We start from the raw sequence: 12,588 nt of genomic DNA on the forward strand, positions 1-12,588 counted from the left end.
GATGAGATAATCACGCTCCGCGATATTCCATTTGAATCATTTTGTGAGCATCACCTGGCACCGATTACGGGCGTCGCCCACGTGGGATATCTGCCAAATGGTCGCGTCGTCGGAATATCGAAGATCGCGCGAGTCGTGGACACCTTTGCTCGACGCTTGCAGATTCAGGAACGCCTTACGGTGCAGATAGCTGACGTTATTCAGAAGGTGTTGCAGCCGCAGGGAGTCGCGGTCGTTATCAAGGCAACGCATGGATGCATGACCACCCGAGGCGTTCACAAACACGGTGCCGGAATGGTCACCAGTCGAATGTTGGGATGTTTCCGCGAAAATCCCGCTACGCGTCATGAATTTATGACCGGACTCGACCTCTAGGGCACCACCCGCACAAAAACTCATTCCGAGAGCCGGCCGTTCTCCTATGCATCAGCGAGCTCGGCGCGCCAGAATCGCCGCTGACCTGAATTCCTTCCGCGGCGCAGCAGAGAGCCGCGGGAACTCGGCCAAGTCGCTGCGGTTTACCGGACGTGCTCTCAGGTTGGAGGAACAGCCATGAATGTCGCGGACGAGTACACGCAGTCGCTTTGGATGGACACGCTAATGCCGGTCACGCCGACCCTGTCCGCGTCGGAGCGCGCCGATGTCGTGGTTGTCGGCGCCGGCATTGCCGGATTATCGGTTGCGTACGAGCTTGCTGCGCGCGGCCGCTCCGTGATCGTGCTCGATCGTGGTCGGATCGGCGGCGGCATGACGGCGCGCACAACCGCGCACCTCGCAACCGCATTGGACGACGACTACAAAGAGCTGATCCGGGTCCGCAGTGAAGATGAAGCTAGATTATTTTATCGGAGTGTCGCTGAGGCCATCGACCGTGCGGAAGCCATTCAATCCACGGAGGGCATCGATTGCGACTTTGCCCGTGTCGACGGTTATTGGGTGCTGGCTCCCGACACCCCTGTTTCGCACCTCGATGAGGAATTCGATGCGTGCAGGCGCCTCGGCGTTGCGGTGGAGCACTGTCGCGAGCCGACGAAGATACATGCAGCGGGCGTTTCCCGTTCACTGCGCTTCCCCCGACAGGCTCGCTTCCATCCGACGAAATATCTCGCGGGTCTTATCAAGGCTCTGCAGAGACGAGGCGCGAGGTTGTATAGCGACAGTTGCGTGGAGGGGATCGAGCCCGGCTCGCGCGACATTCAGGTCAAGACCGCTACAGGTCAGACGTTGCAAGCCACAGACGTGGTGGTCGCCACGAACTCACCGGTGAATCTCCGGGTTGCGATTCATACGAAGCAGGCACCTTATCGCACCTATGCAATCGCGGCGAAAATTCCGGCGCACACGCTGCCTGATGCGCTGTATTGGGACACCCTCGATCCATACCATTACGTGCGCCTGCAGCCGTTCTCGAGCGACGAAGACATCGTGATCGTGGGTGGCGAGGACCACAAGTCGGGCGAAGCAGATGACGGACCTCAACGGTTTGGCAGACTCGAGCAGTGGACGCGCGAGCGGCTGCCCAACCTCGGTGAGATCAGCCACCGCTGGTCTGGCCAGGTTCTCGAGCCCACCGACTTCGTCGGCTTCGTCGGTCGCAGTCCAGACGAGCAGCACGTGTTCATGGTGAGCGGTGACTCCGGTCAGGGCATCACAAACGGGCTGGTCGCAGCTATTCTGATTTCGGATCTGATCACGAAGGGCAGCAGCCCGTGGGAGCAGGTCTATGCTCCGGACCGCAAGATTCACAAGAACATCACTGAATTCCTGACCGAGAACATTACCCCGCTCAAAAACTTTGCTGAGTACCTCACGGCCGATGCCATTGCATCAGTGGAACGGCTTCACCGCGGGGAAGGTCGCTTGGTTCGCAGCGGCTTGAAAAAGATCGCCGCCTGCCGCGATCGCAATGGCACGTTGCATCTGCACTCTGCAAGCTGCACTCATCTGGGCTGCGTGGTGCACTGGAACTCGCTCGAACAATGCTGGGATTGCCCGTGTCACGGCTCGCAGTTTGCGCCCGACGGGAGCTGCCTGAACGGTCCGGCCGTATCGCCGCTGTCGCGTGTCGGAATACCCCCAAATGTCGAGGCGGCTGAATAAACCGGGGCAAGGCGATTGATCGCGGCGCCGCGAGGCGGAGGCGGCGCTGTAGGCACTTCCCCCATAAACTCGCGCAAGCTCTAGCGGCCCGGCCAAGCACGTTTCCCAATACGCTGTATCGCCGCTTGAGGACGCCTTCGCCGGCCATTCGGAGCGTTTGCGCACCGATTGTTGCAAGGCAGTGTTCTGCAATGTGTGTTCTAGTTCACACACATGATTGAACGCGTGCTCTAGGTATTAGTCCGACTATTGCGATTAATAGTTCGGAGTGTTGAGATGACAGCATTAGCAAGGCTATTCGCGCGCGCGTTTCCGTCACGCTCAATTGTCGAGGATCAGCCGACAGCAGTTTTTGTCCTTTGTGGCTTGGGCCTACTCGCCTGCCTGATCTTCGTGGCGGTGAAAGCCTCATGAACCCCGGATGGCAAGCTCTGCGTCAGTCAGAATTTGACGACTGTACGCACGCCCAGAACGGCAGCATCCTTGAGCACCTTGCCCGGAGTGATCGAAAGAGGATTGGTCGCGCCGCCACCCGGATGGGTGATGTACTGAAAATTCGGCTGTAAGGTCCAGCCGGCTCGCAGCTCGTATTGATACACCATCGTGACCAGGCTCTCGAAACTGCGTGCCGGCCAGCTCGGTCCGAAAATCTGCTGAAAATCGCCATCAAGCGCGCGCGCACGTCGTGAGACCCGCGCATAGGCCGCGGCAATCCCGAATTTGTCTTTTGGCCTTTGGTCGCTTAGGCCGACGAATTCGATGCCCGCATCAGCATAAATATCGATCAGATTGCGATCCGGTGGGCTGTATGAGGCGCGCCCAAATACTCCGATGCCACGGTCAGTGTCATTGCCGACCCGGTAGAGCTTTTGCTCGAAAACCGAGTAGACGCCAAAATCTCCTTGCAGAGTCGCGGCTGTCCCGCCGGAAGCCGGGTCAGCCAGCGAGAGACCTAAGGCGCTAAAACGTTGATCGGCAAAATCCCCAAAATGGCGCCAGCCCCCAATCTTGAACTTTCCAGCCAGGCCGGGATCGCCCTTTTTTGAGTTCCACTGAAACTGTGCTTCGCCCAAAACCAACGGCGGATCATTTACTCGGAAGTTCACCCCATAACGGTCACGAAGCTGCGGATCGTTTTGGCCGGGTCCCGCGGCGTTGCCGTCAAACACTGCGCCAATCAAGGTAAGATTATCCGACACATCGGCGCGCAATCGCGCACCCACGGTGGCGAGCGGCGGGGAGGGGCCACCGCTCGGCATGTTGAGTGATAGCCCTACCGGCCAGCCGAGTGAGGCATTGGTGAAAACGTCGGTGTATTTCGCGGTCATGAATTCGGTGTCAGCCGCAAGCTGGCCGGCCCGAACAGCGAGCTTGGTTCCCCATTTTTGCTCAACCCAGATTTCATACAGGCGCGTCGATGGCAAAGCTTCGATACCGCTGACGACCATGTAGTTCAGAAGGGTGCCGCGCGAGAGTCCGCCGCCGTCAATCTGAAACACGTTGGCATGCAGGGCGAGCTGCTTCAGCCCTGCAAGCTTTTCCAGGTCCACATCGAGCGCGAAGTTAAAACGGTCCTCGTAAACCGCACTTCTCTTCTGACCTCCACTGGCGTTGCCGAGGACTTCGCCGATGTAGGTGACAGCGAACTTGAACCCTTTTTTCTCGAACGGATTTGGCAGCAGGCCAAGCGTCCTCTCTTCGACCGTGCTTTCACCTGTGTCGGGATCGGCCGGCTTCAGGTCATCAGTTTTCTTATCCTCCTGGGCGGAGACTGTCCCGAAGGAAGCAAGCACCACCAGAAGTGCCAACGTCCAGGAGAAGCGCATCGAATCACATTAGGATGAGAGCGGACTGTTTCTCAGCGTTGCAGCTTTAACGACTTGCTGCAACTTCGGGCGCCGGTTCCGTTGTTCCAATTTGCAGCAAAACCATCCCTGATCTTCGAACAAAGGCCAGCAACAAACGTTGGAATGGGTTCCGATGGAGGAAATGGCCATGAAGTTTTTTGCTGCACTCGCACTGGCTTTCGCGACCGCACAAGGGGGAATTACGCCGGTTCAAGCTCAATCCCCACCCGTTCAAGCCGGGCAAACGCCCCAGCAGTCAGAACAATCCCGCGAGCAGGATCGCAGTCGCGCGGAAGACGTCAAAATCAAGCGCGATTGGAAAGCCGAAGGAGGCGAGAAAGACCATGCTGGTCCTCCTGCGACTGATAAGGACCACGAAACAGTAGGCCGCGATTGGCGGGCGCATCCGGATAATCGGGACCGCTAGCTACCGAGGCAAAATTGGCGATGCTTCCCGTTGCGTGGCGTGACCTTCGAAAAAGGAAAGCGGAAAGCCGAAGGTCAAGCCCGCTCGGATTTCGTTCACGGGATGCGCGTTTGTGAGCGCGTGACGTATTGCGACGTCGAAGCTGAGGTTGTCGCGGACCCGATAAATCAGGCCGACCAGGCCTGAAATTGTCTGCTCCTTTCCAAACTCGTTTTCGTAGAAAACTTCTGCGACCGGACGAACGGTCCAGGTCGAGGGTCCTTCGAGAATGGCGCCAACAAAAACATCGCCATGCTGATCGCGGGTGAGCGCGGTCTCCGCGTTGAGGTGAATTGTGCCCCAATCCCAACGCTGCGAGATGATAGCGGCCAGGCTTGCGCCCACGCCCGAACTGCCAGTGCTGTCCGGAAGCAGCACGCCAAATTCGGTAGCGATACTTGGACCGGTTTTGTTTTGCAGGCTACCGGGCACCAGCACGTGCTTGAGGAACGCACCTGCCGCCGTCAGGCTTGTAGGTCCCATTGGCGACAGCGGCGTCTGCGCTTGGCCCTCCAACACCGCTTCCCAATCTTCGGTGAGACCGTAGTTGATCACCGTGGCTGGTGCTATCAGGGTCGTGCCACGCTCATCGCGCAAGCGTCCGGCCGGCTGCAGTTCGATTTCCATCTCTCCCTTTGCGGCGACGGCAGCATCGGTACCGTCAAATGGGCGATATGCCCGCGCAGGATTGCACCACGCGAGTAGGCTCAATGTGAGTATGGAGCCCAAAGCGAGATGCTGCGCTGATCTTCGGAGACATGGGCACTTGGCAGACATGCGCGCCTCCCGATACATGATTCAAGGTATCGGCTTGAATATCCAGAGCGCGGCTGGACCGGCTCCCGCACGGGCCGCCACCACCAAACGATCCAGCTCGGGCACGAACAGAGATGTGCGCGCGCCTACCGATGTGGGAACGCGTGCCAGGCGCCGAATTGCACCGCCGTTAATCTCAAACACGTCCACAAAACCTGTGCCGCAACTGATGTAAACGCGGGCGCGTTTCGAGTCGACAAAGAGATCGTCGACGTCGCCACAGGTTTCCGTGCTTGCGACGGGTTTTCCGTCTGCCATGGAGAAGACGGTCAGGTAGGGAGGGCTACGGAAAGCGACTAGAAGGTGATCTCGATCGTGGTCGACGGCCATGGCGAAATTGCCACTCTTGTCCATTGGCCAGTTTGCGAGCTGTTTTCCGGCTTTTGCGTCTACCACCGCGACCGCATGGGCGTCTGGCAGGTTGACGAAGATCCGGTCCTCCACGATCTGGAAGCTTTCCGGGTGCGCCTTGAGCCTCGCGCTCAGGACCTTGCTACGAGTTAAGGGATCGAGGAATGCCAGGGCGCCACTACCGTAGCCGATCACGACACGTTTGGCGGCGGAGTCGATGCGGATGTTGTCGGAGTCACTGCCAAGCTCGATTTTGCCGGTCGCCTTGTAAGCGTTGCCTTTGAACAGCTTGACCGAACCATCTCGCGCATTGGCAACGAATAGCGTGTCGGTCGAGGGCTCGTAACCGACGCCCTGCGGCTCATCAAGTCCGGTAATTGTGCGGACAACACCGCGAGTCGCCAGGTCGACAACACCGACGCTGTCGTTCCCGAGTTCAGCCACGAACAATCGCCGTCGGTTCAAGTCGATCGCCATATGATCGATGCGGCCGCGCACATCGCCGAGCAGAATTTTGGTTTCGAGTTCGAGAGGTCCCTTGTCCGTCGATTGAGCAGATGCGGCGCTACACGCGAGCACCGTGAGGCTCGCCAACCCTGCAACAATCCTATGCAACGGATGTGACACACGGTAGCTCATTTAGTGCACCATCACCCAGCCTGGTTGCAAAATCGGGTAGGCGATCAGCCCGACCACAGCGGTGGCCGCGATTAACATTGGATTGCTCACCTTCCAGCGGAACAAGATCGCCAGCGATACAATGCCGATTAGGGCCGTGAGCCAGTCGCCGATCGCGATGCGTCCGAGCAGAATGCAGGCGCCCAGGATCGTTCCGATCGCGGCCGCGTAGGCACCCTTCACAAAACCCTGCACATTGGCGTTGCCGCGGTGGCGCGCGAGCAGAGGAGCCGCGATCAGCACTAACAAAAATGATGGCAGGAAAATTCCGATTGTCGATACCAGCGAACCCCAGAAGCCTGCGACGAGATAGCCGACAAATGTGGCAGTGATGACCACCGGCCCCGGGCTGATCATGCCGATCGCGACCGCGATCAGGAACTGCCGCTGATCGAGCCAGCCGAACTGCTGCACCAGTCCCTGTTCCAGGAAGGGCACGATCACGAGTCCGCTGCCGAAAGTCAGCGAGCCGGCCTTGAGGAAGAACAGTAGGAGTTTCCCCAATATCGAACTCGATGCGGCCGGCGCGAGCTGCGCCAGCACTGGCGGCGCGGCAAGCGAGAGGGCGGCCGGCGTTTTCCCGAACAAGCTGCCGTAATAGAGAATGCCGACGATGCCGGCGCCGATGAAAAGCAGCGCGACTTCCGCCTGCAAGATCACCGTGACGGCAAGGCAGACGGCTGCGATGGACCATTGCAGCCAATCTTCCATCCCGAGCTTGGCGAGCCGATAGCAGGAATGCAGGATCAGCGCGATGACCGCGGGGCTCACGCCATAGAAGATGGCAGTGACCGGCTGCAGATCGCCAAGATAGACGTAGAGTGCGCCCAGCGCGGCAACAATAATGAAGTTCGGCAGGATGAACGCCCAGCCGCCGGCCCACGCGCCCCAGAAGCCGCCGCGAAGATAGGAAATGTAAACTCCGACCTGAATGGCGAGAGGTCCGGGAAGCGACTGGCAGATCGCGATCGCCTCCCGCATCTGCTCCTTGGTGAGCCACTTTTTTCCGTCGACGAGCTCGCGTTCCATCTGGCCGACGAGCGCCACCGGTCCGCCGAAGCCGAGAAACCCCAGCCGCAGGAAGTAGCGTACCAATTCGCCGATCGACCCCTGTGGAGCTGTCGTCGTTGTTGTCATTTCATGCACACTCTCAATACGTTCGCGCCCCGTGTTTGCCTGTTCAGGCTATGGTCGTGAACGACTTCATTGTCATGCATCCGCCTGATCCAGGAGAGCTCGGCACCTCACGATTTCTTTCCGCAAGACTTCATGCACATTTTGTACTCGGACTTGCAGGTCGGGCCGGCATAATTCTTCATGCAGGCGTGCTGCTGCTCGCTGCAGACCTTGCAGCTTGATTGCTGGGCTTGCGCCGCGTCGGCTCCATAAATAACAGCCAGCATCAGCAGCGTTGTTGCAAGGGTTCTCATTACAGAGCTCCTCTTCGGGTGAGTCGATGGTTATGTCTCTCCTTAGCATTTGGTGCTTGTGGTCTTCCGCCAGCGATCGTCTTCTCGCCGTCGATTGTGGGTTCGCGCACAATCGTCATCGCGCACCGCTGTTAAACCGCGCGTTTGCGAAGCCGGCGAGTCCTGACAATTATCTGATGAGATTGAGCTGTAAAAAGACATGCTGCGCCCTTCGTGAACAGGACGCGATACTTGGGCATGTCGCCTCGCGGGGAGATCGCTGCCCCCGTACGCCAAATAAACTGCTTGCCGTAGGCACTGTCAATCCGTTTGGGAAAGCCGGACGCCCTAGACGCTCTCTGGACCCACCTTGCTGCACCGCCCCGGCGATGGATAGTTTTTCGGTTCGAGCGCGCAACGCGGTGCTACAACTGACACGACGTAACGCAAACCACGTCTGTTTCGGGTGCCGGAAAGATGAATGAAGAATATTCGGCAACTTCAACAGAGTATAATTTTTGGAAAACGGTATGTTGAAATACAGCGGCTCAGGAACCTAGTCTCTGCGAATGCAACCGGGGAGGGCGGCGTGTCATGATCCTGATCTATTTCCTTGTGCTGGTTGCAATCATCTATGCCGCCGTTTCAATTCGCGTGCTCCGGCAATACGAGCGCGGCGTGGTGTTTTTGCTCGGCAAGTTCGAGAGCGTCCGCGGGCCGGGGCTGACGCTGATATTTGTTCCGTTCCAGCAGATGGTGCGCGTGGCGCTGCGCACGGTGACCATGCAAATTCCGTCTCAAAAGATCATCACGCGTGACAATGTCTCGATAGATATCGCTGCGGTGGCTTATTATCACATTACCGATCCGGAACGGGCCGTGATCGCCATAGAGAACGTCAACAACGCAATCAACCAGATCAGCCAGACCACGGTGCGGAACGTGGTCGGACGGTTCAGCCTCGATCAACTGCTGTCGGATACTTCCAGTATCAATGAGCAGATCAAGAATGTGATCGACATGCACACCGAGCCCTGGGGCACCCAGGTCACCGCCGTCGAGATCAAGGACATTACGCTGCCGGAGAACATGCAGCGAGCGATGGCCAAGGAGGCGGAGGCCGAACGCGAACGGCGCGCCAAGATCGTCGCCGCCCAGGGCGAATATCAGGCGGCGGTAAAGCTGGGCGAGGCAGCGGATATCATTTCGCAGCATCCGGTCGCGTTGCAGCTTCGGACGCTTCAGACAATGGCGGAAATTTCGGTCGAGAGGAATTCCACTATCATATTCCCGGCGCAGTTCATGACGACGGTGCAGGAGGCGATCGCATTGTTGTCGAAGGATTCTGCGCCGAGATAAGCTTGGATGGTCGAGTCTCAGGTCGCGAGCGGGAACATGGCTGCGGCGAATTGCGTTAGCCAACCACCAGGCGCGCGAACCACAGACCGGCAATACAGGTGCGAACACGATGCCCAAAGAAAACGACCTTGAAGGCGTGCAGGATCAGGGCGGCAAACACGGCGGTCAAAAGGGAATGCCAAAGCCTGAGCCGAAACCGCCCCACGGTCCCGATGAAGATACTCCGGCGGGTGAAAAGCGACAGCGGCCGCGGGACAAAACGACGCGACCGGGCTGATGTCCCGCTAACTGCTAGGGCGCCTCTGAATTACGAGTGTTTGGGCGCCGACTTTTGCGTCATGAAGCTTGCCCGCCGAGTTGTTCATTGGCATACTTTCAACTCGGCAGGACCGCAACTCCATCGGGATCGCAACCCGGTCGGGAGCGGCCCGCAGATTTCAAGCACAATTGCACCACCAGACGAGCCGTTTCCGGACGAACTCATTTCACGTATTTGAGCAGCATCGATCTGTTCGCGCCCAAGTTTCTTCTGAATGTCATTATCGCCTGTACCAAGGTAGCGAGATGAAAAACCCGACATTTATTTCAGAGCTGCATAAAAAGCTTGGCGCTCCCACCAGCGAAATCGTGGACAGCTTGCGGCTGTTGAAGGCGTTCGTAAAGCTTGCACCACCGCAGCGATACGAAGTGATAGAGATGGCCGAGCGTCTCGCCAACGACGACTCACCTTCCTCCGAACACCCGCTCTCCTGACGCGTTGGCCGACGGCCCGACTCCGCTACAGCCGGCTAACATTACTTTTCGAGACGTGAACCGCTCGATGCGAGAAGCCGTTGGGGTTCCATCGGGGCCGGGCGCAATGCCTAGTGGATTGCCTCTTCCGGCTCGCGGCGACGATAATGGGTGGATGAGAGGCCGCAGCCGGGAACGCATTTTTGCCGATCGCGTCAGAGGCGCGAAGATCAGCGCCCAGCATGCGCGCGAACAGGCGAAAAAAGCGATCCGCGACGCCGACGCCGCGGAATGTTTGCTTTGGTCGGAACAGATGGAAGGCTTTGGCGGCCCGGCGCAGCCTTCGCCCACGATCGCGCAATGCCTCAATAGCGGATATGGCTGGCTGGAAGTGATGTGCCGCCGCTGTGAGACCCGCGCCAGCCTGCCGCTCGATGCCATCCGTCGCCCGCGCGATACGCCGATCTGGAAATTGGAGGCGGCGTTGAAATGCCGCTCCTGCGCGACACCGCGCTACGCGCCGCCGGTGCATCTGATCAGGTTAACCACCGAGCGCAAGATAGCGCCGTATCCCTGGGTTCATCCCGATGACGAGCGTTGAAGATCGCGTCAACTGGCGCACAGACGCGGTGGCGAAACTGTGGTAACTCTCATCAAGGGAACCGGAGGACCGCGACATGAGTGAACCAAAACTGGAAGTGCCCGCCGAGTTGCGCGAGTTGGCCGAGAAAACGATTGATCAGGCCGAAAAAGCGTTCGGAATGTTTTTCGATGCGGCAAATAGATCGATCACGTCAATTCCGAATCCGGGCACTGAGATGTCCAAGCAGGCCCTCTCACTCACCCAGCAGAATATCAAGGCGGCATTCGAGCATGCGCGAAAGCTGGTTCACGCCACCGATCTTCAGGAGGCAATGCGCATCCAATCGGAGTTTTTGAAGAGCCAGTTCACCAACGCGGGCGAACATATGCGGCAGATCACCGGCAATGTGATGTCGGCGGCCAGGGACAGCGCCAAAGATAAGTTCTGACGCTGTTGCGTATGGATTGGATGTTAAGCGGCGCGCTGGTGCGCATCGACTTGTTCTCATTTTACGATAGTTTCCGAAGCGCCATGGAACGAAGCACGACGCGCTTCGTTGATCCTCGGAGAGCAGGGGATCCCATGCAACGCACCAAACATCCGCCGATTCGCAACAAGATTGACTTTGCCGATCCATCGCAGGTCCGCGCCTTGAGCCGGCGGTTGCGCGTCCGCGCGGATGAGTTGAAAGCCATTGTCGACAAGGTTGGCAATTCGGTTGCAGCGGTCGCAAAGGAAGTGGAACTGCGGCGAACGCCTCAACAACAGCCTGGCGCAGTATCTCCGGTGGCGGTCGCGACCCCTGTCGAGCCCATTGAAGCGGCCTGAGCGTCTGGTTGCATCCGAGAGGCCGGCTTCCGAGCAAATGCACGCCATTCAGGCTGCCGGATTTCCTCCATAAGTCATCCTTCTCGGCGCGCGGCGGGAATCAATGAATTTCTGAAGCATCGAGTTGCCTGCACAATTCAAATGCAAACCGCCCCGCTGGTGAGGCGGGGCAGCTTTCTTTCTTCATTCAAGCCAAGTCAACTCGACTAGTCGTACTTGAACTGCGGCATCGCCTTCAGTTGATCCTTAGTGGCGTTGAACACCGCGTGATCGGGATACCACTTCTCGCTGGCTGAGCGCTCGGACGAGCTGGCGCGATTAGCCTCGCCGGTCGTGCCGGTGCTTTTTGCGTTGTTCGATGGAGCCGCGGAGCTGGTGGTGCTTCGGACCGGTTCATTCGACCATTTCAGCTTGTCCATCGGCACCGCGACGTAATGCTCGCCCACCCCGAGAAAACCGCCGACACCAAGGATCACTTCATCGACCTTGCCGGATTTATCGACGATCAATTCATTGATGTCGCCGATCTTCTCATTGTTCTCGTTATAGACATTGACGCCGATCAGCTTGGAAGAGCGCCACTGCCCTTCCTTGTGGTTGGCGGCGAGGTTGACGTTGGAGCGATCGGTCGTGGCATTTTGCGCGACCGCGCTACCGCTCACAAGCGCGGCGCCAAGCAATGCCGCCGCGAGATATTTCGATTTCATTTCAAACTCCAGTGTTGGTTGCGTTCCAGGTGACGAGGAAATGTTAGACCGCGTCGAAAGTTCCTCGCGGAAAACTGCATGGAAGCGGAACGCGTGTTGGGCTGGAACGTTCTTCACGGACTCTGGCGAGGAGTGCGATGGCCCCGCTTTGGCACGGGGCTTTTTGCTTTTGCTGGGAGTGCGCCAATGGCTGCATTATTCGCCTATTTCATCGCCGTCGGCCTTCTTCTTGGAGGCGGATATGGCGCGCTGAGCTGGCTTGCTACGCCGGAACCTGTGAAGGTCGTCGCCAAGGCAAAGCCGAACCCGCCGCCGACCCAAGCGGCTCCGGTGGCCGCTCAAATTTCCGCGCAGGTGTCACGGCCGACGCAAGTCGTCGATCCCGTTCCCGCCGAACCCAAACCAGCGCCGACACAGCATGAGGGAGTCGCCGAGGCGAAACAGCCGGCGCAAGAATACAAGGAAGAGCCGAGGCAAGAGAGCAAGCAAGAAAGCAAGCAAGAGAGCAAGCAAGGCCAGGGTGCGCCGGCGCTCGCTACGAATTCTAATGCCGCGTCGACCTCAATCGCCAAACCGAAGCGGCCTTCGCACCGGCAGGCAAGCCGGCCCGCTGAAAAGCGTCCCTTGGCGCTGATGACCTTGCGCACCATTGAATTTCCAGATGGTCGCCGGGCGACGATGCTGATCCCTTACCGAGACAACCGGCGCGCCA

The 12,588-nt window shown here is 58.6% G+C and carries 14 protein-coding genes and 1 pseudogene; 9 read left to right on the top strand and 6 right to left on the bottom strand.

Annotated features, from left to right (window positions below; all coding sequences use genetic code 11):
• Both folE and VJV58_RS14220 read left to right on the top strand, forming a co-directional pair.
• Positions 1–375: GTP cyclohydrolase I (gene folE / locus VJV58_RS14215; protein WP_324137999.1), on the top strand; the 375-nt coding region annotated here is incomplete at its 5' end.
• Between the two features lie 177 nt (positions 376–552).
• A complete protein-coding gene (locus VJV58_RS14220) occupies positions 553–2,100 on the top strand; it encodes an FAD-dependent oxidoreductase (RefSeq protein ID WP_324138000.1) in 1,548 nt (515 codons plus the stop codon).
• A 440-nt stretch (positions 2,101–2,540) separates the two neighbouring features.
• On the opposite strand, the gene VJV58_RS14225 is transcribed toward VJV58_RS14220, so the two are convergent.
• The 5 genes from VJV58_RS14225 to VJV58_RS14245 form a co-directional block, all read right to left on the bottom strand.
• A complete protein-coding gene (locus VJV58_RS14225) occupies positions 2,541–3,926 on the bottom strand; it encodes a carbohydrate porin (protein ID WP_324138001.1) in 1,386 nt (461 codons plus the stop codon).
• A gap of 448 nt (positions 3,927–4,374) precedes the next feature.
• Positions 4,375–5,190 (bottom strand): hypothetical protein, encoded by an 816-nt coding sequence (locus VJV58_RS14230; RefSeq protein WP_324138002.1) that lies wholly within the window; start codon positions 5,188–5,190, stop codon positions 4,375–4,377.
• A gap of 21 nt (positions 5,191–5,211) precedes the next feature.
• Positions 5,212–6,219, bottom strand: a complete 1,008-nt coding sequence (locus tag VJV58_RS14235) for a hypothetical protein (protein WP_324138003.1) — start codon at positions 6,217–6,219, stop codon at positions 5,212–5,214.
• Positions 6,220–7,395, bottom strand: a complete 1,176-nt coding sequence (gene chrA / locus VJV58_RS14240; protein ID WP_324138004.1) for a chromate efflux transporter — start codon at positions 7,393–7,395, stop codon at positions 6,220–6,222.
• 107 nt (positions 7,396–7,502) lie between these two features.
• Positions 7,503–7,688, bottom strand: coding sequence for a hypothetical protein (locus VJV58_RS14245; RefSeq protein ID WP_324138005.1), 186 nt, complete (start codon positions 7,686–7,688; stop codon positions 7,503–7,505).
• A gap of 573 nt (positions 7,689–8,261) precedes the next feature.
• Between VJV58_RS14245 and VJV58_RS14250 the strand changes: the two genes are divergently transcribed.
• The 6 genes from VJV58_RS14250 (at position 8,262) to VJV58_RS14275 (ending at position 11,169) form a co-directional block, all read left to right on the top strand.
• A complete protein-coding gene (locus VJV58_RS14250; protein WP_324138006.1) occupies positions 8,262–9,026 on the top strand; it encodes an SPFH domain-containing protein in 765 nt (254 codons plus the stop codon).
• 109 nt (positions 9,027–9,135) lie between these two features.
• Positions 9,136–9,303, top strand: coding sequence for a hypothetical protein (locus VJV58_RS14255; RefSeq protein ID WP_324138007.1), 168 nt, complete (start codon positions 9,136–9,138; stop codon positions 9,301–9,303).
• A 287-nt stretch (positions 9,304–9,590) separates the two neighbouring features.
• Positions 9,591–9,779 (top strand): hypothetical protein, encoded by a 189-nt coding sequence (locus tag VJV58_RS14260; RefSeq protein ID WP_324138008.1) that lies wholly within the window; start codon positions 9,591–9,593, stop codon positions 9,777–9,779.
• A 154-nt stretch (positions 9,780–9,933) separates the two neighbouring features.
• Positions 9,934–10,359 (top strand): hypothetical protein, encoded by a 426-nt coding sequence (locus tag VJV58_RS14265; RefSeq protein WP_324138009.1) that lies wholly within the window; start codon positions 9,934–9,936, stop codon positions 10,357–10,359.
• 76 nt (positions 10,360–10,435) lie between these two features.
• Positions 10,436–10,789 carry a phasin gene (locus VJV58_RS14270; protein WP_324138010.1) on the top strand — a complete coding sequence of 118 codons (354 nt, stop codon included), beginning with the start codon at positions 10,436–10,438 and terminating at the stop codon, positions 10,787–10,789.
• Between the two features lie 134 nt (positions 10,790–10,923).
• On the top strand, positions 10,924–11,169 hold the full coding sequence (locus VJV58_RS14275; protein WP_324138011.1) for a DUF3606 domain-containing protein: 246 nt from the start codon (positions 10,924–10,926) through the stop codon (positions 11,167–11,169).
• Between the two features lie 206 nt (positions 11,170–11,375).
• On the opposite strand, the gene VJV58_RS14280 is transcribed toward VJV58_RS14275, so the two are convergent.
• On the bottom strand, positions 11,376–11,876 hold the full coding sequence (locus tag VJV58_RS14280; RefSeq protein WP_324138012.1) for a PRC-barrel domain-containing protein: 501 nt from the start codon (positions 11,874–11,876) through the stop codon (positions 11,376–11,378).
• Between the two features lie 186 nt (positions 11,877–12,062).
• On the opposite strand from VJV58_RS14280, the pseudogene VJV58_RS14285 reads away from it, so the two are divergent.
• Positions 12,063–12,588: pseudogene (locus VJV58_RS14285) on the top strand (hypothetical protein); the annotation flags it as partial.

This window comes from Bradyrhizobium sp., assembly GCF_035273305.1.
Classification (GTDB): domain Bacteria; phylum Pseudomonadota; class Alphaproteobacteria; order Rhizobiales; family Xanthobacteraceae; genus Bradyrhizobium.